The 23,960-nt window shown below is 68.9% G+C and carries 19 protein-coding genes; all 19 read right to left on the reverse strand.

From position 1 onward, the window contains the following. Positions 1–7: 7 nt before the first annotated feature. The 19 genes from fliL to rpoN all read right to left on the reverse strand — a co-directional run bounded on the left by fliL (position 8) and on the right by rpoN (position 23,927). Positions 8–538, reverse strand: coding sequence for a flagellar basal body-associated protein FliL (gene fliL, locus ACEJ41_RS06140; RefSeq protein ID WP_374013901.1), 531 nt, complete (start codon positions 536–538; stop codon positions 8–10). Positions 539–839: 301 nt separating this feature from the next. Continuing rightward, the gene (locus ACEJ41_RS06145; RefSeq protein WP_374013902.1) at positions 840–2,120 is read right to left on the reverse strand and encodes a flagellar hook-length control protein FliK; all 1,281 of its coding nucleotides are present in this window, start codon (positions 2,118–2,120) and stop codon (positions 840–842) included. Positions 2,121–2,122: 2 nt separating this feature from the next. Next, a complete protein-coding gene (fliJ, locus tag ACEJ41_RS06150; protein ID WP_374013903.1) occupies positions 2,123–2,584 on the reverse strand; it encodes a flagellar export protein FliJ in 462 nt (153 codons plus the stop codon). Next, positions 2,581–4,029 (reverse strand): flagellar protein export ATPase FliI, encoded by a 1,449-nt coding sequence (fliI, locus tag ACEJ41_RS06155; RefSeq protein WP_374013904.1) that lies wholly within the window; start codon positions 4,027–4,029, stop codon positions 2,581–2,583. Before fliI ends, fliJ begins: the two co-directional genes overlap by 4 nt. Next, positions 4,026–4,631 (reverse strand): FliH/SctL family protein, encoded by a 606-nt coding sequence (locus tag ACEJ41_RS06160; RefSeq protein WP_374013905.1) that lies wholly within the window; start codon positions 4,629–4,631, stop codon positions 4,026–4,028. Before ACEJ41_RS06160 ends, fliI begins: the two co-directional genes overlap by 4 nt. After that, positions 4,628–5,617 carry a flagellar motor switch protein FliG gene (gene fliG, locus ACEJ41_RS06165; RefSeq protein ID WP_374014082.1) on the reverse strand — a complete coding sequence of 330 codons (990 nt, stop codon included), beginning with the start codon at positions 5,615–5,617 and terminating at the stop codon, positions 4,628–4,630. The genes ACEJ41_RS06160 and fliG overlap by 4 nt, the downstream gene beginning before the upstream one ends. 13 nt (positions 5,618–5,630) lie before the next feature. After that, positions 5,631–7,322 (reverse strand): flagellar basal-body MS-ring/collar protein FliF, encoded by a 1,692-nt coding sequence (gene fliF / locus ACEJ41_RS06170; RefSeq protein ID WP_374013906.1) that lies wholly within the window; start codon positions 7,320–7,322, stop codon positions 5,631–5,633. 17 nt (positions 7,323–7,339) lie between these two features. Further along, complete coding sequence (gene fliE / locus ACEJ41_RS06175; protein ID WP_374013907.1) at positions 7,340–7,714, reverse strand: flagellar hook-basal body complex protein FliE; 375 nt, start codon at positions 7,712–7,714, stop codon at positions 7,340–7,342. A 142-nt stretch (positions 7,715–7,856) separates the two neighbouring features. After that, on the reverse strand, positions 7,857–11,342 hold the full coding sequence (locus ACEJ41_RS06180; protein ID WP_374013908.1) for a glycosyltransferase: 3,486 nt from the start codon (positions 11,340–11,342) through the stop codon (positions 7,857–7,859). A 44-nt stretch (positions 11,343–11,386) separates the two neighbouring features. Continuing rightward, positions 11,387–12,694, reverse strand: coding sequence for a CDP-glycerol glycerophosphotransferase family protein (locus ACEJ41_RS06185; protein ID WP_374013909.1), 1,308 nt, complete (start codon positions 12,692–12,694; stop codon positions 11,387–11,389). Further along, positions 12,691–13,821, reverse strand: coding sequence for a DegT/DnrJ/EryC1/StrS family aminotransferase (locus ACEJ41_RS06190; protein ID WP_374013910.1), 1,131 nt, complete (start codon positions 13,819–13,821; stop codon positions 12,691–12,693). The genes ACEJ41_RS06185 and ACEJ41_RS06190 overlap by 4 nt, the downstream gene beginning before the upstream one ends. A gap of 78 nt (positions 13,822–13,899) precedes the next feature. Further along, positions 13,900–15,414, reverse strand: a complete 1,515-nt coding sequence (locus ACEJ41_RS06195; RefSeq protein ID WP_374013911.1) for a glycosyltransferase — start codon at positions 15,412–15,414, stop codon at positions 13,900–13,902. After that, complete coding sequence (locus tag ACEJ41_RS06200) at positions 15,411–16,682, reverse strand: ATP-grasp domain-containing protein (RefSeq protein ID WP_374013912.1); 1,272 nt, start codon at positions 16,680–16,682, stop codon at positions 15,411–15,413. The genes ACEJ41_RS06195 and ACEJ41_RS06200 overlap by 4 nt, the downstream gene beginning before the upstream one ends. Continuing rightward, positions 16,679–19,195, reverse strand: coding sequence for an FkbM family methyltransferase (locus tag ACEJ41_RS06205; RefSeq protein WP_374013913.1), 2,517 nt, complete (start codon positions 19,193–19,195; stop codon positions 16,679–16,681). Before ACEJ41_RS06205 ends, ACEJ41_RS06200 begins: the two co-directional genes overlap by 4 nt. Beyond that, a complete protein-coding gene (locus ACEJ41_RS06210; protein WP_374013914.1) occupies positions 19,192–19,617 on the reverse strand; it encodes an adenylyltransferase/cytidyltransferase family protein in 426 nt (141 codons plus the stop codon). The genes ACEJ41_RS06205 and ACEJ41_RS06210 overlap by 4 nt, the downstream gene beginning before the upstream one ends. 44 nt (positions 19,618–19,661) lie before the next feature. Next, positions 19,662–20,588, reverse strand: coding sequence for a hypothetical protein (locus tag ACEJ41_RS06215; protein WP_374013915.1), 927 nt, complete (start codon positions 20,586–20,588; stop codon positions 19,662–19,664). Positions 20,589–20,619: 31 nt separating this feature from the next. Next, positions 20,620–22,104, reverse strand: coding sequence for a sigma-54 dependent transcriptional regulator (locus ACEJ41_RS06220; RefSeq protein WP_374013916.1), 1,485 nt, complete (start codon positions 22,102–22,104; stop codon positions 20,620–20,622). Then, on the reverse strand, positions 22,101–22,481 hold the full coding sequence (locus ACEJ41_RS06225) for a response regulator transcription factor (protein ID WP_374013917.1): 381 nt from the start codon (positions 22,479–22,481) through the stop codon (positions 22,101–22,103). The genes ACEJ41_RS06220 and ACEJ41_RS06225 overlap by 4 nt, the downstream gene beginning before the upstream one ends. Before the next feature lie 15 nt (positions 22,482–22,496). Continuing rightward, on the reverse strand, positions 22,497–23,927 hold the full coding sequence (gene rpoN, locus ACEJ41_RS06230; protein WP_374013918.1) for an RNA polymerase factor sigma-54: 1,431 nt from the start codon (positions 23,925–23,927) through the stop codon (positions 22,497–22,499). Between the last annotated feature and the right edge of the window lie 33 nt (positions 23,928–23,960).

Raw genomic sequence — 23,960 nt, forward strand, 5'->3', positions numbered from 1 at the left:
GGTCCGGTTACTGGGTCACGAAGCTGGTGAACAGCAGCGCTTCTGCGCCGGGGGCACCGGTTTCGGCACGCATGAGTTTCTGCACCTCGGCCAGGGCCTGGGCCTGCAGCTTCTCCTTGCCGGCGCGGTCGTTGATGCTCTCCGGCGTCTGCTGCGCCAGCAGCATCAACAGGCGGGCGCGGATCGCCGGGCTGTGGCGCTGCAGGTTGGCCAGCGCGGTGGAGTCGCGGGTCATCAGCTGGATCTCGACCTGCAGGTACTGGGGGCCGTCCATGCCGCCATTGAGGTTGACCACGAAGGGCGGTTCCAGCGCCAGGTACTGGGCCTGGGCGGGCAGCCTGGACCTGGTGGCTTCTGCGGCGGCGGCCTGCTCGACCTCGGCGCTGCGGCGCGAGGCCATGTACCAGGTGCCGGCGGCGCCGGCGACGGCCACCACGGCCACCAGGCTCAGGATCAGCGGCAGCTTGCCGCCGCCTTTGCCGGCAGGGGCGCTCTTGGGCGGCGGGGTGCGTGATGTCTTGTCGGCGGCAACGGGCACGCGTGCTTCTCCTTGGGATTGCACCCGGTCCAATGCAAGCAGCGTGCCGATGAGGCGTCAGGGATATGACGCATGCGCCTTCCGGATGGCCGTCGGCTGCGCTGCATCGGGACAGCGCAGCCCCCGAAGGCCTTTTCCTGGGTCCATCTCCCGGGTGAGGGGATGGACGCGGCCTCGCGGCCTGAAATGGTGGGGCGGGGTTTTGGTCGCGGCGGTGCGGCACGATGCCTGCTGCCGCGCACCACACCGTGGCACGAGCGTCGGCGCCGCAGGTGCGGCGCAGGGATCAGGAGATCAGCGATCAGGCGTAGGCGTCGAGCAGGCCGCGGTGGACGACGCCCGGGGTGGCTGCCAGCTCGCTGCCGGCGTCGCCCAGGGCACCGCCTTCCGCATTGCCGCCAGTGCCTTCGCCGGTGGCCTGGCGGCCACCTTCCTGGGACGACTGCGATTGCTGCTGGCCGACGCCGGCGTGGGCCAGCTGGAACCCGTGCTGGCCCAGCATGTCGCGCAGGCGCGGCAGGCTGCTTTCCAGGGCCTGGCGCACTTCGGGCTGGGCGCTGGTGAACTCGGCGCTGATGCGCTCGCCATCCATGCGCAGGCGGATTTCCACCGGTCCCAGTTCCTGCGGCGAGATGCGGATGTGGGCGTGGCCGATCTTCTGGCCCGCCAGCCAGCGCACATGTGTGCCGACATCATCGGCAAAGGTGTCGCCATGCAACTGCGGCGTGGGGGCATGCGGGGCGGACAGCGGCAGGGCGGGGCCCGGCGCGCTGCTGCCTGGGGTCGGTGCCGCGCCCTGGATGGCAAAGGTGGCCGCCGGCCCTTCGTTGGCCGCCACGGTGATGGGGCTGGGGGTGGCCGACGCGGGTGTTGCGGTGGTGGCGGGCAGGGCATCGGGCAGTGCGGGGGCCGGGGCTGACGGCCTGGTGGCCGGCAGCGGGTCGGCTGCGGCGGCTCCTGCCGGCAATGCAGGACCGGCGCGGCCTGGCGTGGCCTGTGGGCCGGCAGCGGTCGATGGATCGGGCTGCAATTCGGGGGCGGTATTGGTGGGTGCGTCCTGCGTCGGCGCGGCGGCGAGGGCCGCTGCCGGCGCCTGCTCCGGCAGTGCGGCAGCCGCAGCCTCGGCGGTCGAGGGGAGTGCCTGCGCGGGCGTCGGCAGCGGCGGCGAGGCCGGTGCCGGCGTGGGGGCCGGAGGTGTTGCTGCGGCCGGGTCGAGCAGGCTGGCCAGCCCGGGCGGCGGCCAGCCGGAGTCGGTGTCGGAGCCGGTCTCGGCGGTGGTTTCGGTGGCGGCGGGCTCGCTGCGCTCTGCCACGGCCTCCGGCCGGGTGTCCTCGGCGGCAGCGGCCTCGTCGGTGCCGGCGGACGGGCGTTGCCCGGCCTCGTCGCCGGCCGGGTCGGTGGTGCGCGGGGTGCGGGCCTGGTCGGTGGCCGATTGCGCAGGGCGCGAAGTGCGTTGCGCCGCCGCATCGCCCTGCAGCATGCGCGAAAAGGTCCCGTTGCCGCTGTCCTCCGGTGCGCTGCTGCCTGCACCGGGAACCGGCTGCGCCGGAGCCGACGTGGCGCCAGCGGCGATGGCGGACATGTTCAAGGCGACTCCCCCTCGGATTCACTGGCCTGCTCATGGGCAGCGCGCACGCGGCGCGCGCCCAGGTCGTCCATCTCGCGCTGGCTGCGGCGCTCGTCCACCTTGCGCTCCTGGGCCCGGTAACTGGCGGCCAGCTGTTCCAGCACCTGCTTGTCGCGGCTGGCCAGCAGCAGGCGGGTACGTTCGGCCTCCAGGTGCTGGCGGCTGTTGTCCACGTTGCGGCTCTGCTGCTCGACCGCGCTTTCCAGGCGGTCCAGGAAGGCGCGCCGGTTGGCCAGCTGCGCCGGGCTGGTGGCCGCCATCTGGCTGCAGCCATATTCGTCCACGTAGCGGCGCAGCTCGTCCAGGCGCGATTCCTGCAGCACGTGCGCACGCTGGCGCTCGGCCAGCTCGCGGGCAACTGCGTCCTCGTGCTCCTGGGCACGGCGCAGCAGCGGGTCGATGCGTCGGGACTGCATCATGCTGCGTTCTCCTCATGCTCGTGCAGCGTGTCTTGCGCCTGCACATGCAACAGTCGGGCCAGAGCTTCGCGGCTATGGTCCAGGTCCGCGGCGCGGGCCACGTCCTGGCCGAGGAACTCGACGATCTCCGGCCAGCGGTCCAGCGCCTCGTCCACCACCGGGTCGCCGCCGCGCTGGTAGGCGCCGATGGCGATCAGGTCGCGGTTGGAGTTGTACGCGGCGACCAGGCGCTTGAGCGCACGGATGCGCTCGCGCCAGGTCTCGTCGGCGATGTCCTGGACCACGCGGCTGACCGAGGATTCCACGTCGATGGCGGGGTACAGGCCGGCGTCGGCAATCCGGCGCGACAGCAGGATGTGGCCGTCAAGGATGGCGCGTGCGGCGTCGGCGATGGGGTCCTGCGGGTCGTCGCCCTCGGTCAGCACGGTGTAGAAGGCAGTGATCGAGCCGCGCCCGGCGGCGCCGTTGCCGGCGCGTTCGACCAGCGCCGGCAGCTTGGCGAACACCGACGGCGGGTAGCCGCGGGTGGTGGGCGGCTCGCCCACCGACAGGCCGATCTCGCGCTGGGCCTGGGCGAAGCGGGTCAGCGAATCCATCAGCAGCAGCACGTTCAGGCCCTGGTCGCGGAACCACTCGGCGATGGCGGTGGCGCGGTAGGCGCCGTGCAGGCGCGCCAGCGGCGGGCGGTCGGCAGGCGCGGCCACGACCACGGCGCGGCGCAGGCCTTCCTCGCCCAGGGTGGTCTCGACGAAGTCACGCACTTCGCGTCCGCGTTCGCCGATCAGGCCGACCACGATCACGTCGGCGGCGGTGTAGCGGGTCATCATGCCCAGCAGGGTCGACTTGCCCACGCCCGAACCGGCGAACAGGCCGATGCGCTGGCCGCGGCCGATGGGCAGCAGGGCATTGATGGCGCGCACACCCACATCCAGCGGCTGGATGATGGGCTCGCGTGCCAGCGGGTTGATCGCCACGCCGGCCATGCCCACGCTGCCTTCGGCGCGGACCGTGCCCTTGCCGTCCAGCGGCACGCCGTCCGAATCGATTACCCGGCCGAGCAGGCCTTCGCCCACTTCCACGCCGCCGCGGCGCCGGACCGGCACCACCCGGGCGTTGGGCAGCAGGCCATGCAGCTCGGCACTGGGCATCAGCGAGGTGCGTTCGCCGGCAAAGCCCACCACCTCGGCTTCGACCCAGCCGCCATCGGCCACTTCGACCCGGCAGGTGGCGCCCATCGGCGCCTCGCAGCCGGTCGCCTCCAGGGTCAGGCCGACCGCACGGCGCAGCACGCCCTCGCGGATCAGGCCGCGGCCGGCGGACGGATCCAGCGATATCGCGTCCAGGCGCGTGGCCAGGCGCAGGTTGCGGGCGGCCAGCCAGTCGGCCGGGACCGCGCCGGGCACGACCGGCGCAGGAGTGGCGGGCGCAGGGGGAGGTGGGGTCATGGGCCGCTCCCGGCCTTGTGGATCACGCTTTCCAGCGCCCCGCGCAGGCGCGCTTCCAGGGTGCCGTCGATGCGCGCGGCCTCGGCGTGCACGCGCAGGTCGCCACGGCCCAGGGCAGGGTCCGGCGCCAGGCGCACGCCTGCGACCAGGGTCAGCAGCGGAGCCAGGGTGGCGATGTCGTCCGGATGCAGGCGAACCTCGACCTCGCGGCTGGCACCGCCCACCGCGTCCACGGCTTCGCCCACCAGGTCCGAAAGCAGTACCGGATCGGCGTCGTAGGCACGCCCGACCAGGCTGCCGGCGATGCGCACGGCCAGTTCACCCAGCGCGGTGGTGACCTCGTCCTCCAGCCGCGCCAGGGGACGCGAGAAGTTGTCCAGGATGCCTTCGATCTGCGCGGTCAGCCGGCGCACCTCGGCCTGGCCCTGGCCGAAGCCCTCCTGGTGGCCGCGCGCCAGGCCTTCTTCATAGCCTTCACGACGCGCAGCCTCCTGGATGGCCTGGATCTCGTCCAGGGTGGGCGGCCGCAGCACCGGCGCCTCGGCGTCCGAGTCGCCCGGCCGTGCGTCCAGTTCCGGTGCCAGCCAGCGCACGGCGCTCATACAAGCTCCTCGCCACCGGCGCTGTTGAGCGCGATCGCGCCCTCATCGGCCAGGCGCCTGACGATGGCCAGGATCTCCTTCTGCGCCGCCTCCACGTCGGACAGGCGCACGGGACCACGCGCATCCATGTCCTCAAGCAGGATTTCGGCGGCACGCTGGGACATGTTGCGGGTGATCTTCTCGCGCACCTTGACGTCGGCCCCGCGCAGGGCGATGCCCAGGCGCTCGCCGGAGACCTCGCGCAGCAGGGTCTGCAGCTCGCGGTCATCGAGTTCGACCAGGTCGTCGAACACGAACATCAGGTCCTGGATGCGCTGGCACAGCTCGGCATCCACCTGCGAGATCGCGCCCAGGATCGACTGGTCCTGCCCGGTTTCCAGGAAGTTGAGGATGTTGGCCGCCACCTTGACCCCGCCGATGCTGGAGGACTTGAGGTTCTGGTTGCCGGCGAACTGGCGCTCCATGATCTCGTTGAGCTCGTTCAGGGCATTGGGCGGGATGCCGTCGAGGGTGGCGATGCGCAACAGCACGTCGGCGCGCACCCGCTCTGGCAGGAACTTGAGCGCATCGGCGGCCTGGTCGCCGTCCAGGTGCGAGAGCACGATGGCGATGATCTGCGGATGCTCGTTGCGCACCAGGTCGGCCACCGCGCGTGGGTCCATCCACTTGAGGGTGTCCAGGCCGGTGGTGTTGCGGCCCAGCAGGATGCGGTCGATCAGGCCACCGGCCTTGTCCGCACCCAGCGCCTGGACCAGCACGTTGCGGATGTAGTCGTCGGCGCCCACGCCCAGCGAGGTCTGCTTTTCCAGTGCGCCCTGGAAGTCGTCCATGACCTTCTCGACCTGTTCGCGGCTGATCCCGCTCATGGTCGCCATGGCCAGGCCGAGCTTCTGCACTTCCTTGGCGCCCATGTGCTTGAGCACCTCGGCCGCGTCGCCCTCGCCCAGCGAGAGCAGCAGCACGGCGGCGCGCTGCACGCCGGTCAATTCTTCGGGATTGCTAGGCTGTCTCATTGCCCAACCAGTCCTTTACTACCTGGGCGACCCGCTTGGAGTCGGTCTTGACCGCATCGCGCGCGTTGCGCAGGCGGTCCTCGTAGGCGCTGGAGGCCAGCGCGATGGGCTGGCGCGGGGCCGCGCCGATGCGCGCGGTGTCCGCGGCCAGTTCCGGATCCTGCTCGCCATCCACCAGTGATACCTCGGCGGTCGACAGATCGCCATCATCACCTCGCCTGGGCATGGGCGCGGCGATCTGGCGCAGGGCCGGGCGCAGCACGCCGAACAGCAGGGCCAGCACCACCGCCGCACCGAGCACCAGGCGCAGGGCATCGTGCAGGCGCGGATCCTCCCACCACTTGTTCGGCTCCATCGCCGGGTCGCCCTGTTCGCGCACGAACGGGGCGTTGACCACCGAGACCACGTCGCCACGCGCCGCGTCGAAGCCCACCGCCTGGCGCACCAGGTCCTGGACCCGGTCGATCTCTTCGGCACTGAGCGGCTGGAGCACGGACTTGCCGTCCTTGCCGGTACGCGGCACGTGATCCACCAGCACCGCGGCGGTAACCCGGCGGATGCGCCCGGCCGGCTGGCGGGTGTGCTGCAGGGTGCGATCCAGCTCGAAGTTGCGGGTGGCCGAGCGCGAGGTCTCGGTGGCGGCGGCCACGGCGGGCGCCGCATCGGCAGCCGGATCGGTGGCCTGTGCAGTGGCGCCGGGTGGCGTATTGCTGGCCGCGCCGGGAATGCCCTGGGGGCCATCGACCGGCGTGTTGTTCTCGCTGACCTGCTCGCTGCGCAGCTTGGGCGGCTCGCCGTTGAACAGCTCGCGCGCTTCCTCGGTGACCGAGAAGTCCATGTCCACGGTGACCTCGGCGTTGATCCGGCCGGGGCCGGTCAGTGGCTCGAGCAGCTCGCGGATGCGCTGGTTGTAGGAGGTCTCCTGGCGACGTACCTGCTCGAACTGCACTGCGCGCAGTTCCGAGTCGCTGTCGGCACCGTTGCGGCTGAGCAGGCGCCCGTTCTGGTCGACCACGGTCACCCGCTCGGGGGTCAGGTCGGGGATGGAAGAAGACACCATATGCACGATGGCATCGACCTGGTTGCGCTCGAGCACGGCGCCGGAGCGCAGTTCCAGCACGACCGAGGCGCTGGCCGCCTCGCGCTGGCGGGTGAACGCGGACGGCTTGGGGATGGCCAGGTGCACGCGCGCGTCGCGCACCGGGCGCAAGGTGGCGATGGTGCGCACCAGTTCGGTTTCCAGTGCGTGCTGGTAGCGGGCGCTCTCGACGAACTGGCTGACGCCGAACCCCGGGTCGCGCTCCATCAGCTCGAAGCCCAGGCGGCCGCTGTCGGTCAGGCCGGAGCCGGCCAGCTTCAGGCGCGCGTCGTGCAGGTGTTTTTCCGGTACCGAGATCGCGCCGGTGGCCTGGTCCAGCTTGAACGGGATCTGCGCGGTGCGCAGCAGGTCGGCCGCTTCGGCCGTGGCCTTGGGATCCATGCCGGTGTAGAGCGGGCTGTAGTCCGGCTTCTGCGACCAGAAGAACACGTACAGGCCGGCGGCGACCGCCAGGGCGATCATCAGCATCGTGCCGAACTTCCGGGCCAGCTGCATTTCCTGCAGCTTGACCACCGCCTGCGCGGCCTTTTCAGTGGCCTGCTCGCGGTTGAGGGATTCCTTGGAAAGCGTGATGGCCATCGGGTCTCAGTCCTGGGTCACAGCGGCATGTTCATGACGTCCTGGTAGGCCTGCACCATCCGGTTGCGGACCTCCACCGTGGCGCGGAACGCCACCTGCGCCTGTTGCGAGGCGACCATCACCCGGGCCAGGTCGGCGCCCGGGTCGCCACGTTCGAACGCGGCCTGGAGTTCACCGGACTTCGCCTGGGCCTCGCTGACGCCATTGATGGCGTTGCGCAGGGTCTCGGTGAAACTCGGTGCCCCCGTGGCGCCGGCCTTGTCGGGTTCCTGGAGGCCGCGCAGCCCCTGGATCGCGTCGCCCCGGGCCACGTCACCCGTCCGCGAAGCCTGGCCCAGTTGGCTCTGGTAGGCGCGGATCTGTGACAGGACGGAGCTGATCGAATCGGTCATGGGTGGCCCCCCGACGGGAACGTGCCGGTCTTGCCTGCCTGATGCAAGCAGTGTGCCGTAACCGCGACGGGATCCCGGCGGGCCATGCGCACCGCGCCGCCAGCACCCCCGGACGGTACGGCAGGAGCCGGCCCTGCCGCAGTCAGTCGGGCAGCCAGGCGCGCAGCCACTCCTGCAGGGCGTCGCCTTGCAGTATCCAATCCCGGCGTACCGCCTCGCGCAGGGCCAACCCGGCCGCGGCGCTGGCATCGCGGTCGGCCAGGTGCTGGCGGATTGCCCCCACCCAGTCGTTGTGCCGGTTGCGGACCCGGGTCACCGGCAGGTCGCCCCGGTACGGCTCCAGGTCCGAGCACACCACCGGGTAGCCGCAGGCGCCGTACTCGAGCAGGCGCAGGTTGCTCTTGCACTGGTTGAAGCGGTTGTCCTCCAGCGGGGCCAGGGCCAGGTCAAGATCAAGCAACGCCAACGCCCGCGAATAAGCATGAAAATCAACGCCTTGATGGAACTCCTTGATGTAGGGCCGAAGCTTCTCCGGGCACAGGCCGAAGAATACCCAGTCCACCTCGCCGGCCAGTTCGCGGACCACCTCGGCAATCATCTCCAGGTCGCCGGCATGGCCGATGCCGCCGGCCCAGCCCACGCGGGGGCGGCCGCCTTCCGGGCGTGACCCGGCAGCAGGCAGGTGGCTCCACGACTTCGGCTCCAGCCGGTTCTGCACCACCCGGATTTGCCCGTGGAAACCGGACATAGCCTCGGCCAATGCGTGAGTGGAGACCACCAGGCGGTCGCAACGGACCAGCACCTGGCGCAGGGACGCAGTGATGTCCTTGGGCATGTCCGCCCGGTGGGCGCTTTTCATTGGCAGGCCGGGCAGCCAGTCGTCCAGTTCGTAGACCCGGAAGGCGGGCGAGAAGCGTTGCATGCGCTCGATGCTGGCCAGCACCACGCCCCCCAGCCTGCGCTGCAGCACCACGACGTCCGGATCCACGCGGGCCAGTTCCAGCGGCTCGAGCAGGCGGGGGGTACAGGCGCCTTCGGCCATGCCTGACGCGCGCAATGCCTCGAAGGGCTGGATCACCCGGTACTGGCCGCTTCCCCACGGATCGGCAGGCTGGGCAAGCACGCGGGGCAGCAGGCCTGCCGGCAATTGCCGCCAGGACAGGTCCGGCTCGGCCAGGTTGAAGCCGCCGGTCGCATCCAGGCGCAGGGACGGATGGTGGAGGCCATCGCCAGCCAGGGCCGGGAGCCAGCGTTCGTACAAGGCATCGTTGACCCGCTGCGTCTGGGCGACGTCCGGGAGCGTCGGCGCGTGCAGCAGCAGGGCGTCCGGCACGCAGACAACACGCCTGCCGGCCTGGCGGATGCGCAGGCACAGGTCCATGTCGGCGCCGCCATCGCTGAAGTGCTCGGCATCGAAGCCGCCCAACTGCGCAAACATCTGCGCATCCACCAGCATGCAGTCGTCGGCCACGGCCGCGCAGCCGTGCGCCACCTGCAGCCGGCCCAGATAGCCCGGGGCATCGATCGATTCGCCGTGGAAGGCGCGGCTGCCCGCCGGCACCAGGCCCGGCACCAGGCCGGCATGGGTCACCTTGCCGTCGGCCGATACCGTGCGCGCACCCGCTGCTCCGATCCCGGGCCGCAGCCCATGTTCCACCAGCAACTCCAGCCATTGCGGTTGGACCACGGCGGCGTCCTGATGCAGGAAAAGCAGGAAGCGGCCGCGCGCCTGGCCGGCGGCCAGGTTGCAGGCCGCGGCGTGGGGCACCGGGGGATCGAGGGCAAAGGCACGGACGCGTTCTCCCGCCAGCCCTGCAACCTGCTCCATCCACTGCCGTCCCTCGGCCGGGGTGCCGTTGTCCACCAGCAGCAATTCGTAAGCGGGATAGGTGGTTTTCTCCAGTACCGAGAGCACGCAGCGCTGCAGCAGGGCGAGCTCGGTGCTGGCGATGACCACCACCGAGACGGGTGGGCGCGCGCTGGTGGTGTAGCGGATCCGGTGCAAGCCCCGGCCCAGGCCCTCCACGCTGGCGCCGTCGTGGCCCACGGCCGCCAGATGGCGACCGATGGCGGCGTGCTGCGCCGACTCGTCCCATTGCGGTGACTCGCAGAACAGCAGTGGTTCGGGCATATGCACGACCGCATCGGCACCGTGGCGCTCCAGCACACGCAACGCCAGGTCCAGCCCGGCCACGCCATCCAGGGCAGCCGAGAAGCCGCCTTCATCCAGCAGCGTGGAGCGGCGGATCACCCAATGCCCGGCGAGCCTGGATGGGTTGGCCAGCAGCAGGTCGGTGTCCAGCGCCGGGCGCAGGATGGGACTGATCGCACCGGTGTGGTCGCGGTGCCACTCGTCCGCAAACACGGCATGCGTGCCAGCGTGGCCGTGCGCCAACTCCACCAGCAGCCGGACCAGGCCAGCCAGCGTGAACTGGGTGCCCGCCTGGACCACCAGCAGCCAACCGACATCCCATTCGCGCAGTTCCGCATCCAGTGACGCTGCGTCCATGCCTGCCCGGCTCACGCCGACGCCCGCCGGCAACGTGCCGGCTGGTGCGTCACAGACGCGGAAGGTGATGCACTCCATCAGCCCGGCCTGCAAGGCCAGCCGCGCTACCGTGCGCTCCACCGCCGAGAGGCGATGCCCCGTGGCCATGACCAGGATGCCCAGCGTTGGCCGGGCAGGCATGTCCCGGAGCCAGGCGTCCAGCCGGTCCGAGATGGACGCCACCGGCGCACGCCGGGCCTGCCATTCATGCAACTGCCAGCGCTCCTCCGCGATCACGGCCACGTCGGCCAGCAGTTGCTGCAGGTCGATGCGTTGGGCCGGGGCCGAGCCGTCCAGCGGGGCAACGCTCACCTGGCCGGCATCGTCGTCGGTATGCCGGTACCAGCCCAGGCGGCGGATCGCGGCGCGAAAGTCGGCGTGCCCCTGCTCGCCGATGCCCACGCGGGTGCGGCCTGCCTGGCTGAACTGCTGCGGCGACTGGCGTGCATTCACCAGCGGTGCGGCCAGCAACGCCAAGTCGCCGTGCTGCAGCAGCTTGGCGTACAGGGCCAGGTCCGACACCCAATGGATGCGGGTGTCGCCCAGCCAGGGCAGGCGGTCCCCGAAGGGCAGTAGATCCTCGCGCCGGCACAGCACGCAGCTGGGCTCACCGATGAAATTGATGGTGTGGTCGGCCAGGAACGACACCAGTTCGGATCCATCCACCAGTACGTCACGGGTGAACGGGAACAGTGTGGCGGCGATATCCGGCAGCCAGCGGCCGACCGGATTGATGCGCCGCCGACGTGACGACGCCAGCATGACGCCCGGCCTGTTTTCCATGGCGGCCACCAGCGCGGCAATGCACTCCGGTTCCATCACGTCGTCGTCGTGCAGGAACTTCACGTAGTGGCCTTGCGCAATCGCGATACCGCGCGCGGTGCTGGCCGTCTCCCAGAGTCGCTTGGGATTGCGGGAGTAGTGGACCGGGAAATCCACCTCCGCGGCGAACTCCTGCACGACTGCTTCCACCGCGCCGTCGCTGGAGTCATCGCACACCACCAGTTCCAGCGGGCGGTACGTCTGCATGGCCACGCCTTGCAGCGTGCGGGCGAGGTAGCGGGCCTTGTAGGCAGGCATCACAACGCTCACCAACGGCGTCGGACCCGTGTCGTGTGCGTGCGTCACCGCCTCCTCCGGGCGTCGACCAGCGCTTGGGTGTGGGCGATCACCCGCTGCGCGCTGTTCGCATCGGCGTGGGCAAAAAATATCCGTTGCACCATCCGATAACGATCATCTGGGAGGGCGCCATCCCCCGACAGCAAACGGTCCAAGGCATTGATCAGCGCATCGAAATCCCGTGCCACCGGGCCAGGGAATGCCAGCCCCATGTGGTAAAGCAGGCCGTTCTGGTGGTCACGATAGTGCTCCAGGTCATAGGCGAAGGACACGACCGGACGTTCCAGGCACAGCGCATCGATGTAGACCGACGAGTAGTCGGTCACGACTGCCCAGGATGCGCGCAGGACCGGGGCAATTTCGGGGAAATGCTCGTGCCCGAGGTCGAGGAAGGGACGCTCGTGGCCGGCTCCGCTGGCCAGAGCAACCGGCCCGTTGGCGAGGTAATGGCCACGCAGCCCCAGTACCGCGCCGTGACGTTGCAATACCTGCGCAAGGCGCTCGATCTCGTCCGGGCTGAAGGGGTAGGACAGGCGTTCGGCGACACTGGCATCACGGTAGGTCGGCGCGTAAAGCACCAGCCGGCGGCCCGCACGCAGCCGGTGCAGCGTCGCCAGGCTCTCTACAAGATCGGCTGGCAACTGTGACTCCGGCATCAGCAGGAAGTCGTTGCGCGGAAGTCCGCAGGCCCATACCCGCGATGGCGGGATTGGGTGGAAGATGGCCGCCATGGCGTGGCTGTCCACGTCGGACGAGGCAACCAGGCCATCGTAATGGCGGCGTTCCAATCGCCGCGACCGGATCCGGTCGCCATGGCGGCGTTGCGCCGGATTGGCCAGTGCAAACAGGCGCTTCAGCGGAATGCCATGCCACATGTTCACCACAACCCGGCGGCGCATGGCCGGACGTGGGGCGCTGAAGCCGCCGTTGCGCCATGCCAGTGACATGTCCATGGCGGTTGAGTTGGTCAGCATCAGGACGCCGCAGCGGGCCAGCGCCCAGAGTCCAGCGATGCTGCCCAGCTCCCACACATGGGCGCGACCGGCGGGGTCCAGTCCCAGTGGTGGCGTTCCGCCGCGGTGGAACACGTGGCAGTGCAGGTCATGTCGTTGCCGGGCCTGCTCGAACACGGCGCGCGCATTCTCCACCAGTTGGTCGGGTTTGAGCGGGTGGCCGAAGAATGCCCAGTGATCCATGCGCTTGGGAACTACCCGGTCCAGCAGCCACCATGCCGCCAGCAGCAGCCGGCCGATGCCGGCCCCGGTGATGCGCCGGTGACCCCAGCGTTGCCAGGAAGGTTCCACCTGGCTCATGCGACCCGGAGCTTGGCCCGTGCGGTAATCAGCTCGCAGATCCGGCCGACTTCGCAATCAGACAGGTCCGGATGGATCGGCAGGCACAGCACCCGTCGCGCCGCAGCGTGCGCGCGGGGCAGGTTGCCCGGGGCGGCAGAGGGCAGCCCGCGGTACATCGGGAACTCGCTGATCAACGGATAGAAGTAACGGCGCACCAGGATGCTTTCATTGCGCAGAAGCTGGTACAGATCATCGCGTGCCAGCGGATACGGCTCATCCACCATCACAGGGAAATAGGCGTGGTTGGCAGTGCCCTGGCCGAACTCGTAGCGGCACTCCAGGCCCGGTACCCCGGACAGGTGCCGGCGGTACAGGGCATCGATCTGCGCGCGGCGGGCCAGGGCCCGGTCGATGTGCTTGAGCTGCAACAGCCCGAAAGCGGCGCTGACCTCGTTCATCTTGCCGTTGATGCCGGGTGCGACCACGGTGGTTTCGTTGACGAAGCCGAAGTTCTTCAGGTGGTCGATGCGCTGTTTGGTCCGTGCATCAGGGCAGATGATGGCGCCGCCTTCGAATGTGTTGAAGACCTTGGTGGCATGGAAGCTGAGGACCGAGAGGTCGCCGTGGCGCAGGACGCTACCGCGTGCATCCCGCACGCCGAATGCGTGGGCGGCGTCGTAGATGACCTTGAGGTTGTAGGTGTCGGCGATACGGCCGATGGCGGCCACGTCGCAGGGGGTGCCATAGCAGTGCACCGGCATGATCGCAGTGGTCTGCGGCGTGATGGCGGCTTCGATCCGGGCCGGGTCCAGGTTGCAGGTGTCCGGGTCGATGTCCACGAATACCGGCTTGATTCCGTTCCACAGCAGGGAATGGGCGGTTGCCACGAACGAATAGGGCGTGGTGATCACCTCGCCGGTGATGCGCAGGGCCTGCAGCGCGGTCACCAGGGCCAGGGTGCCGTTGGCGAACAAGGCGATGTGCTTGACCCCAAGGTAGGCGCACAGGGCCTTCTCCAGCGCCTGGTGCATGCCACCGCCATTGGTCAGGATCCGGCTTTCCCAGATCCGCTCCAGGTAGGGGATGAACTCCTCCAGCGGCGGAAGGAGGGGGCTGGTGACGGGGATGGGCTTGGACGCTTTCATGGGTCGATGCCTCGTGGCGCCGTGCTTTGCAGGGACTTGTCCTGCGGTGGTGCAAGTTGCGTGCCGCCATGGTGCCACTCAACGGGCAAGAAACCCCATTCCGCCGGCCTTGGGCGAATACAGCAACTGCCCGTGCGGGCAGGACAGGGGTAGCCGCGGCGGGAGGTCCGGCGACACCATCGCCTGGCTGATCCGGTACCTCCCGTGGATACCGTCGTGCGTGCGGAAGTGCATGACCAGCCCGTACAGGGCGCCCGGCTCCCACGCCAGGTCGGTCATATCCAGCGCATACCCGTAGTCATCCTCCCCGATCAGGCCTTCACGGACGAGGACCTTGGTGTCTTCGCCATAGATCGAATGCAGCTCGAAATCGACCTCGCCCCCGGCCATGATCGCGGCGCGCAGGTGCAGGGTCAGGGACAGGCGCCGCGCCTCCAGGCGGATGTCGCGCAACTGGAAGAAGCCGATGACGGGAAAGTACAAGCGCATTGCTTCGCGCGGGATCGGGACCTCCGCGTTGTCCAGGAACGGCTGCTTCCAGTAGCAGGCCCCTTCGATCTCCGCGACCCAGCCGCGCTCGTGGGTAATGCCAAGCAGGAAGCAAAGGCCTTCGGTCTCGTCGCGTCGCACCAGTTCCAGGTACAGGCGGCGACGCGGGCCCAGTGGCCGGCAGTCGAGATCGCCATACAGGTCCAGCAGTCCACGCAGGGCAGGCATGAACACCTGCCGGAACGAAGGCGAACCCACGATCCCGGAGGCCGCATGCAGGGCGCGCTGCAGGTTGGCCAACGCGATGCGCTGCCGGTACGCATGCGCCGCTGGCATCTGGGCCAACATTTCCCACTCCAGGCGCGCCGAGCGCATGCGGTCCAGGAAGTTGGCCGACTGGCGCAGGTTGCGGGTGATCGAGCCTCCGTCCGACGCGGGGCGGTCGCGCCACAGGTACACCAGTTGCGGGATGATGGCGGTGCGGCGGCTGAGCCAGTAGGCCCGGTGCACGAACGGCCTGTCGGCATACAGCAGACCCGGCTCCATCCCCAGCCCGTGCTCGCGGAGGAAACCGGTGCGAAAGACCTTGTTCCAGTAGAAGCCATCGTGGTGCAGGTCCGGGAATTCCTCGGCCGAATCGAGCACCCGAGGGCGTGCCCACACGTAGGGTTCATACAGGAAGGACACAGAGGAAATGCCGTCCTCCTGCAGCCGCGCCGCCCGGCCCATGCTGATGTCGGCCCCGGTGCGCAGTGCTTCCTGCATCAGCAGCCGGTAGCCATCCGCGGTGACCATGTCGTCAGAGTCCACCAGGGCGACGTACTCTCCACGCGCCAGCGAAATTCCCAGATTGCCCGACACCGCGCCGCCCTCGTTGGGCTTGGTGATGCAACGGAAGTTCGGATGCGCAGCCTCGTACTGGCGGCAGATGGCCAGGCTGTCGTCGGTACTGGCATCGTCGATGGCGATCACTTCGATGTTGCCGTAGTGCTGGCCGAGCAGGGAATCGAAGCACTCCCGCAGGTAGGGGGCGGTGTTGTAAACCAGCACCACGATCGAAAGGAGTGGCGTGGGGTCGCGTGTGTCCGTTGTCGGCTGGCTCATGCGCGCAGCTCCAGCAGTTGCTCCACCGCGTCGAGGTCGAACACCGGTATGCCACACGCCATATGTACGTCCCTGCGTTCACGGTAGGAATCATCGATGAAGATCGCGTCGCGGTCGCCGCCGATGGCCGCGCTTTTGGGCGACCGGTCCTGCAGGTGGACGATCCGCTCGAACAGGTCTGGACAGATCCGATGGCGCGCAAGGCACTCCAGCGGCTGTCCGGCGTGGCGGGTGAGCAGGACCACGGCGGTGCCGCGTGCGTGCCACTGGTAGAGCAGGGCCATCAGCAGCGGGTTGACCGCGCCATCGATCACCAGCGTGTCGTCCAGGTCCAGGTACACCCGGGCATAGCTCAAGCTGGTGCGGTAGCGATTGCACAGGGCGCGGTCCATGACCACCGCGTGCCCCTGCGCCAGTACCGAGAACGGCTTGCCCAGGTGCGCGTACACGTGCAGCAGCGGATAGTTGATCCCACGCATGCGCGACAGGGCCATCGAGCCGGCGATGCGGGGCGCCACTTCCAGCAGCTTGGGCACACCATGGCGGTCCATTCGCACCTGGAAGAACCACGCCCCCTTCAGGGCCAGCTCGGCGGCGATGGCTTTGGCCATCGCTCCGACCCCTGGCGTGGCGGCCGCTGGAGCGGTACGCACGCTGATGCCGGATTTCACCCGTTCGCGGGTCCGGGGGGCGGCATCGAGCAGGGTCCCGGTGGCATCGGAGATGCAGTCCACTGTGTACTCGGCGCCCGGGAGGTACTCGCTGAACAGGTAGTCCCGGGCGTTCTCCAACAGGTAACGGTGGCGGTCGGAATCATCAACGCGTTCCGCGCCCTGGCTTCCCTGTCCCACCGCGGGCTTGGCGAAGATCGGGTAGCCATCGGCCAGCCCGTCGATGGTGGCCGGGACGATCCCGAGGTGGGCCAGACGGACGTAGGTGAGCCGTTTGTCGCGGCAGGTGGCGGCGATGTCGGGCCCGGGCACGGCAGCTGCGCAGTGCAACCGCGACGCCATGGCCAGCACCGGGATGACGCTGTCGTGCGCGGGCAGGACCAGGTCGATCGCCCATTCGTCGATGAGCGCATTCAGCTCATCGATCAGCGCCGGCGACCGGGCGTCCGCGCCGATGTGCCGATAGCGCGCGTACACGAACTCGCCATGGTCCGGGACGGACGAGACACCATGCAGGCGGATGTCCTTGGCATGGCGCAAGGCGGCATGGATCTCCAGCCCGATCTCGGAGCCGCATGGGAAGACCAGTACGTTCATGCCCACGCCGCGCCCCGTTCCGGGGGCGCGGCAACTGGACTGGCCAGCAATACCGCCTCCCAGCCATCGGGCAGTTGCACCCACTTGAAGGAGAAGTCGTACGGCATTCCGGTGGACGCGAGGAAGCGCGGAATAGTCAGCACGTCGTCCCACTTGTGGTAGAGGCAGAGTGCGAGCATCGGATGGAACCTGCGGATGGTCCGGCGCGCACCTTCCAGCGCCGGGACCTCCGACCCCTCGATGTCCATCTTGATCAGGTCCACGCGCGCCAGGCCCGCCCGCTCCACATAGTCATCGATGGTGATGGTGGGGATCAGTTCCTCGCTGCCGTCGCCACCATCGGCGCCGACCGAGGTCGCGCCCTGGAGCCGGGCCTGGCGGATCGTGACCTGGTCGCCGCTGCGGTCGGACAGGGCGAGGCGGTTGACCACCACCCGGTCCGCGATGCCGTTGAGTGCGTTGTTGTATTCGAACAAGGCGATGTTCTCGTCGAGCAATTCGAAAGCGTGGACCTGGCAGTCGGCTCCGGTTTTGGCGCAGAACAGCGCGGCGGTGTCCCCGACGAACGCCCCGGCATCGATGATGACGTCACCCGGCCTGACCCGGAAAGTGTCGTTCTGATACTGGTCGTAGAGCACGTCGTGGATGCTCAGCACCCACTCGTAGGTGGCCAGGCGGAAGTCGTATCCTTGCGAGCGCAGGTCCTGCAGGCTGTAGGTGCGACCATCAACCACCACCGGTGCACGCGTTTCCGCGCGGATGCGCCGGACCTCGGCGCGGTAGGCGGCCATCTCGTCCGGATCGACCAGGTCGATTCCGCCCCATCGCCTGGCGAACCACACCAGGAAGCGTGCACGCTCGGCATCCGGCAGCTTCTCGTACACAAGCGAGGAAATGGTGGCGGCATGGGGGGCATACCGGCGCATCAGTGCCTGCAGGCGCTCCGTGTCAGCACTATCCAGGCAGGCCCCAAGTGTGGCCAGGTCCGACGCAAACAGGGATGGTGCAGGAGCCGGGCCGAACACGGCCTGGACCACCCGTTGCGCTACCTGGCCGTCGTTCAATGCGCAGAAGCGCTCGCGGAAGGCGGCGTAGCGCTGCGCGTACTGTTCCTGCACTTGCGGCAGCGTGGTCAGCAGCCGGACAAGTTCGGCCGTGGTCCGGGCAACCGGGCCGGGAAGGTCGTGATCGACATCCAGGTACAGCCCGCGCACCTGTGTCTCGTACTGCTCCAGGTCGTAGCAATAGAACAGGATGGGGCGGCCGGTGACCGCATAGTCGAAGAAGACCGACGAGTAGTCGGTGACCAGGATGTCGGCGATGGCGCACAGGAGCGAGATGTCGTCCACGCCCGAGACGTCCCGCACGTTGTGGGGCAGGGCGGCTTGGTCAAGTCTGCTGGCGACCAGGTGGTGGCCGCGCAACAGGAGGATCTGCCCGGGCGCGAGCGCAGCGGAAACCGCCTGCAGGTCCAGCTGCAGGTCGAGGTCAAAACGCCAGTTGCCTAGCGGCTTGTGGTCGCGCCAGGTCGGGGCATAGAGGATGAATCGGGCATCTGCGGGCAAGCCAAGCCGGCCTGCCAGAGCGGTGCGGTCCAGGCCTGGGTCCAGCAACGGGTCGGTCAGCGGATAGCCGGCCTCGAGGGCTTGGCCGTCGTAACGGAAGGCGCGGCGCAGCGTCTGCGTGGAGAACGGATTGGGGCTCAGCAGGGTGGTCCAACCCTGCGATTCGGCATGGAAACTTTCGCGCGCATCCGCCTCTGGTCCGTCGACCTCGATGTCATACCCCAGCCGCTTGAGTGGCGTCCCATGCCAGGTCTGGAAGTAACAGGTCTGCGGTTTTCGTCCAGGCACCGGGAAGCGGATGTTGTTCACCCGGTATTTCGCCGTCGCCAGCAGTCGGTAGTATTCGGCCGACCCCCGGGCTATGCGTTGTGGATTCCCCGGGATCGATTCCCGGCCCGAATAGGCCCACACGCAGCGCAGGTCCGGGCGCATCCGGTGCAGGGCTTCGTAGATGTAGCGCGGGTTGCCGGCATAGCTTTTGCCCAGGAAGCTTTCGAACAGCACGAGGGTGTCGTCCAACGGCAGTTCCTCAAGCCAGCGCGGAAATGCGGCGCGGGCATCCTCTGCCTGGACGACTGCCTGGTGCCGCTCCCACGGCCCGGTCAGCAGAACCAATGATCCCAGGCTGTCGCTCAGGTACGCCGACAGCCCGCAGTTGCCCATGCGGGCGTTGAAGAAGTGCCGGCCCTGCGTCTCCGCCGGCCGGGGACGCAAGGGGGCCTCCACGCCAGCATCGTCAACCAGCAGCACGTCCCAGCGCTGCAATCCCTTGGCATGCAACCCTGCCAGGGGCACATGGGCATTGGCGTTGGTGGAGAAGACGATGTCGACGGTGGCCGCGCGGTCACGGCGGCGCAGACGCAGGCCGGCAGGGCGCACGCCAGTACAGGGCTGGACCCGGAGGTTGAGGGCGTCGTCGTGCAGCCACAGCTCGATGGCAGGGTTCATCGCAGAGTGTGCCCCTGCATCGGTGTTGACGTGCCGGTGCGCCGGATCTCCTCCTTCAGCGCAGTGGTGGAGACGTCCTCTGTCCGCGGAAGGTAGCGCACCTGGCAGTACTGGCCAAAGTGGTCGAAGTGGCCGGTCCAGTCCGAACCCATCACCAGCAGGTCGGCCCCCAGCCGCTGGATGTCGGCGGCCTTCTGCTCCCAGGTGTCCTCCGGGAATACGTCATCGACATAGCGGATAGCGCGCAGCACCGTTTCCCGGTCGGCATAGCACTGGGTGGCCTGCTTCTTCTTGAGCGCGTTGAATGCGTCGCTGGAAAGGCCCACTACCAGGCGGTCACCCAGCGCCCGCGCCCGGCGCAGCAGGTTCACATGCCCGACATGGAGCAAGTCGAAGGTGCCGTAGGTCAAGATGAGCGTCATGGGTTGTCCCTGGGCTGCAATGGCTCATGCACGATGCGTGCCCATCAGCCGATATGCCGGTGCAGTTCAGCGGGATCTATCAGGTCTGTGGAGACCCCCCGGCTGGAGAGTAGGTCCAGCGTGTGTTCCAGGTCATAGGCGAACATGCTGCGGAGCGGGTCGAAAGCGTGGTCGGAAAAATCCGGCTCCGGCTCGTCGAACTCCAGGTCGCTGAGCGTGAAACGGGAATCAAGGGGTGGCCCCGCGCTGGCGCCGCCAGCCAGGCGCACGGCCATTGCCGCGCGGCGGTCCGGGTCGGAAAGGCTGTGGGTGGTCAGGACCACGACATCCTCGGGCTGGTAGCGGTCCAGCAGCATCCGCAGGCCGTGGTAGTAGAAGCTGAAGCGCAGGACGGGCTGGTGGGGAAAGACCTGGCGTGACTGGAAGAAGGCGGTCTCGTAGGCCAGCCGCTGCAGGAAGCTACCTTCAAGCAGGCGGCTGGTCTCTGCGTCGAAATGCGCTTCCACATGATGTGCCGATGCGCGGGGCACGCTGTGCAGTACTGCTTCCTTGCGCTGGCGATGCCACTCGTCCGGGGCGTCCGGGGGCGTAGCGCCCGCAACCTGGTGCAGGCGCTCTATGAACTGACTCGCGCCGTCTGCCCGCCTCGCAAGCAGCTTCTTCATCCGGTAGTCGCTCCACGCCCTTTCGAACGGGTTGCGAAGACACAATGCGACCCTGGTGTGGTGTTCCGGCAGGCGCGACACCACCCGCTGGTTGTCGAAATAGCCGGGCGTCGCGTCCAGCAACGGGGACTGGCCGGGCAGGGGCGGTGCAGGTGGATGGAAGTTGGACGCGGTCCGCAGGTAGGTGCCGGGCTCCTTGACGCCGGGGATCGCATAGGTGGCCAGGCCATTGCTCACCAGCCATCCAGCCAGGGCGGTGGTACCGGCTTTGGCTACGCCGATGATGAAAATGTAGTGGGGCGTCACGGTCGTTCTCCGCAGGCAGCCATTACCGGCATTACCCCGCCAGCTCGCCCTGTTCCTTGTCGATCCCGTACTTGCGCATCTTCTCCACCAGGGTGGTGCGGCGCAGGCCGAGCAACTGGGCCGCATGGGCGACCACGCCCTGGGTGCGCTCAAGTGCTTCGCGGATCAGCTGCAACTCGATGGCGGCCATGTGCTCGCGCAGGTCCAGGCCTTCCTCCGGGAGGCTCGTGGCAGCGAGGGTGGCGGCGGGCTGTTCAGCCGGCGCGGCCGGTGCGGTCTTGCGCTTGGCGGGTGTGGCGGCGGTGGCCGGGGCAGGGGACGGTACCGGCATCTCCGGTTCGGTGCCCGGCGGAATATGGGCGCGGTAGCGCGCCGGCAGGTCCTCCAGCCGCACCAGGCCGCCCGGGTTGAGCACCGCAAGGCGCTCGACCAGGTTGGTCAGCTCGCGCACGTTGCCCGGCCAGGCGTATCCGGCCAGCGCGGCCAGCGCGTTGTCGGCAAAGCGGACCTCGCCGCGGCCGGTGCGGGCAAGCTGGTCGGCGATGGTTGCCACCAGCACCGGCAGGTCCTCGCGGCGCTCGCGCAGCGGTGGCATCTCGATCGGGAACACGTTGAGCCGGTAGAACAGGTCTTCGCGGAAATGCTCCTCGGCGATCCGGTCTTCAAGGTTGCGGTGGGTAGCGGCGATCACCCGCACGTCGCACTTGATGGTCTGGTTGCCGCCGACGCGTTCGAAGCTGCGCTCCTGCAGCACGCGCAGCAGCTTGACCTGCATTGGCAGGCTCATGTCGCCGATCTCGTCCAGCAGCAGGGTGCCGCCGTCGGCCATTTCGAAACGGCCCTTGCGCGCGCTCAGCGCGCCGGTGAAGGCGCCCTTCTCGTGGCCGAACAGTTCGCTCTCCAGCAGGTCCGGCGGGATCGCGCCGCAGTTGATCGCCACGAATGGCCCGTCGTGCCGTGGCGATTGCTGGTGGATGGCACGCGCTGCCACTTCCTTGCCGGTACCCGATTCACCCAGGACCAGCACCGTGGTATCGAACGGCGCCACCTGCGCGATCATCCTGCGCAGGCGCTGCACGGCCGGGCTGTTGCCGGTGGGTCCACTGTCCTGGCCCACGGCCGCGCCGGCCTGTTCCTCGGCATCCAGGCGGGTGAGGCTGGCCCGGCGCAGGCAGGCTTCAAGCTGGACGTGGCGGATGGGCGATTCCAGTGGCCACACGCCGGCCTCGTGCAGCCCGTGCGCAGCGGCGAAGGCGCTGGTCTCGCCCTCCAGCAGCAGGACCGGCGGCGGCAGTGGCGCCGCGCCCACCCAGGAAAAGAAATCGCGCGCGGCTGCCGCATCGTCCAGCTCACCCACCACCAGCGCCATCCAGTCGGTCGGGCGCTGGCGGGTGGTGGCCACGTCGCCGGGCGAGGCAGCCCAGCGCGGGTTGAGGTCCATGAACTCCAGCAGGCCACACAGGCGCTCGGCACGCTCGGCCTGGCTGTCGATCACCAGGATGCGGGATTCGCTCATGCTGCTCCCTGTTGCGCCAACTGCTCCAGGATCGGCATCACTTCCTGCAGGTAGGACAGCTTGCTGACGAAGTTGTCGGCGCCGGCGCGCATGGCGTGCTCGCGGTGCTCGGCATCGTCGAAGTGGCTGGCGATCACGATGTACGGGGGCTCGTCCTGGGTCTTGATCAGGCGGGTGGCCTGCAGGCCGCCCATCTCGGGCATGGCCAGGTCCATCAGTACCACGTCCGGGCGCAACGCCTCGGAGCGTTCGATTGCCTCCAGCCCGTTGCCTGCGGTGCCCGCCACCTCCAGCCAGTCCACCTTGCGGAAGTGGCGCATGGCGGCGTTGATGAAGCCATCGTGGTCGTCAACCAGCAGAACGCGGATGTTGCGCATGGGGGCGTTTCCAGGTCAGCCGGCGCGGACCAGCGCCGGGGCAGGAGAAGCGGCACCCCGGCGGCGCTCGCGGGCCGGGGCGATGGACAGCTGCTCACGATACTTGGCAACGGTCCGGCGCGCGATGTTCACGCCCTGGCGGGCGAGCAGGGCGGCAATGGCCTCGTCGGCCAGCGGCCGGGCCGCCGGCTCGGCCTCGATCAGGCGCCGGACCATGGCCTTGACCGCCGCGCCGGACACGCTGGCCCCTTCCAGGCGCACGGCAAAGAAGTGCTTCAGCTCGAAGGTGCCGCGCGGGGTCTGCACGTACTTGCCGCTGGTGATGCGCGAAACGGTGGATTCGTGCATGCCGATGGCGTCGGCCACTTCCTTCAGGGTCAGCGGGGCCATGGCTTCCTCGCCCTGCTCCAGGAACGCGGCCTGGCGCTCGACGATGACCTTGGTCGTGCGCAGCAGGGTGTCGTAGCGCATCGACAGCCCGCGGGTCAGCCAGCGCGCTTCCTGCAGCAGCTCGCGCAGGCGCCCGGCACCCTCGCTGTCGCCCGCCTGGGACAGGGCGCGCTCGTAGGTGGCGTTGATGTTGAGTTTCGGCGCCGTGACCGGGTTCAGCGCCACCCGCCACTGGCCGCCGCCGTGCCACACCACCACGTCGGGGACGACATAGCCGGCATCGGCCGGGTCGGCCTCGACCTGGGCCGGGTGCGGCTGCAGGGACAGGATCAGGCGCACGGCCTCGGCCACGTCCGGGGCCTCGGCCTGCAGTGTGCGGGCAATGGCGGCATGGTCATGGGCGGCCAGTTCGGCCAGGCACTGGTCGAGGATGCGGGTGGCCAGGGTGCGGCCGGCACAAGGCGAGGGCAGGGCGGCAAGCTGGGCGCGCAGGCACTCACCGGCGTCACGCGCGGCCAGGCCTGCGGGGTCGCCGTGCAGCAGGCGCTGGCGGATGGCCTCGACCCGCTCGGCAACGACATCGAAGCGGGCCACGGCGCGCAGCAGCAGCGCCTGGTGGTCTCCATCCAGGTAGCCGGCGTCGTCGCAATGCTCCAGCCAGAATTGCGCGATCTCCAGCTCGCCGACGTCCAGCTCCAGGGCCAGCTGCTGCAGGGTGCGCACGAACGGGTCGGTGGAACCCGGTTCGGCGATGCGCTGCATGCGGTCTTCGCCTTCGCCGCTCCAGCCGGCACCCGGCACGTCCCACATGGATGGCTCGGGCAGTTCGTCGAAGGCGGCCGTTTCCAGCGCGGTGGCGTCGGCGGCATCGCGCGCGTCGTCGTCCCGGGACGACTCGGCTTCCTCCTCCAGTTCGAGCATGGGGTTCTGCTCGAGCACCCGGGTCACCTCCATCTGCAACTGCTGGGCGTTCAACTGCAGCAGGCGGATCGACTGCAGCAACTGCGGGGTCAGGTGCAGTTGCTGGGACATCTGGACGGACGTGGTGGCCTTCATCGCGACTTCCCCCGCGCCAGGACGCCGGCGCTG

Source organism: Pseudoxanthomonas koreensis (genome assembly GCF_041890415.1).
Classification (GTDB): domain Bacteria; phylum Pseudomonadota; class Gammaproteobacteria; order Xanthomonadales; family Xanthomonadaceae; genus Pseudoxanthomonas; species Pseudoxanthomonas koreensis_A.

Excerpts from the sequence above, each read along its gene's own strand:
- ACEJ41_RS06205 (WP_374013913.1), bottom strand. The coding sequence starts at position 19,195 with ATGAACCCTGCCATCGAGCTGTGGCTGCACGACGACGCCCTCAACCTC.
- fliF (WP_374013906.1), bottom strand. The coding sequence starts at position 7,322 with ATGGCCATCACGCTTTCCAAGGAATCCCTCAACCGCGAGCAGGCCACT.
- ACEJ41_RS06200 (WP_374013912.1), bottom strand. The coding sequence starts at position 16,682 with ATGAACGTACTGGTCTTCCCATGCGGCTCCGAGATCGGGCTGGAGATC.
- ACEJ41_RS06210 (WP_374013914.1), bottom strand. The coding sequence starts at position 19,617 with ATGACGCTCATCTTGACCTACGGCACCTTCGACTTGCTCCATGTCGGG.
- ACEJ41_RS06225 (WP_374013917.1), bottom strand. The coding sequence starts at position 22,481 with ATGCGCAACATCCGCGTTCTGCTGGTTGACGACCACGATGGCTTCATC.
- fliI (WP_374013904.1), bottom strand. The coding sequence starts at position 4,029 with ATGACCCCACCTCCCCCTGCGCCCGCCACTCCTGCGCCGGTCGTGCCC.
- fliE (WP_374013907.1), bottom strand. The coding sequence starts at position 7,714 with ATGACCGATTCGATCAGCTCCGTCCTGTCACAGATCCGCGCCTACCAG.
- ACEJ41_RS06195 (WP_374013911.1), bottom strand. The coding sequence starts at position 15,414 with ATGAGCCAGCCGACAACGGACACACGCGACCCCACGCCACTCCTTTCG.
- ACEJ41_RS06145 (WP_374013902.1), bottom strand. The coding sequence starts at position 2,120 with ATGTCCGCCATCGCCGCTGGCGCCACGTCGGCTCCGGCGCAGCCGGTT.
- ACEJ41_RS06190 (WP_374013910.1), bottom strand. The coding sequence starts at position 13,821 with ATGAAAGCGTCCAAGCCCATCCCCGTCACCAGCCCCCTCCTTCCGCCG.
- rpoN (WP_374013918.1), bottom strand. The coding sequence starts at position 23,927 with ATGAAGGCCACCACGTCCGTCCAGATGTCCCAGCAACTGCACCTGACC.
- fliJ (WP_374013903.1), bottom strand. The coding sequence starts at position 2,584 with ATGATGCAGTCCCGACGCATCGACCCGCTGCTGCGCCGTGCCCAGGAG.
- ACEJ41_RS06220 (WP_374013916.1), bottom strand. The coding sequence starts at position 22,104 with ATGAGCGAATCCCGCATCCTGGTGATCGACAGCCAGGCCGAGCGTGCC.
- ACEJ41_RS06180 (WP_374013908.1), bottom strand. The coding sequence starts at position 11,342 with ATGCCTGCCTACAAGGCCCGCTACCTCGCCCGCACGCTGCAAGGCGTG.
- ACEJ41_RS06160 (WP_374013905.1), bottom strand. The coding sequence starts at position 4,631 with ATGAGCGCCGTGCGCTGGCTGGCACCGGAACTGGACGCACGGCCGGGC.
- ACEJ41_RS06185 (WP_374013909.1), bottom strand. The coding sequence starts at position 12,694 with ATGAGCCAGGTGGAACCTTCCTGGCAACGCTGGGGTCACCGGCGCATC.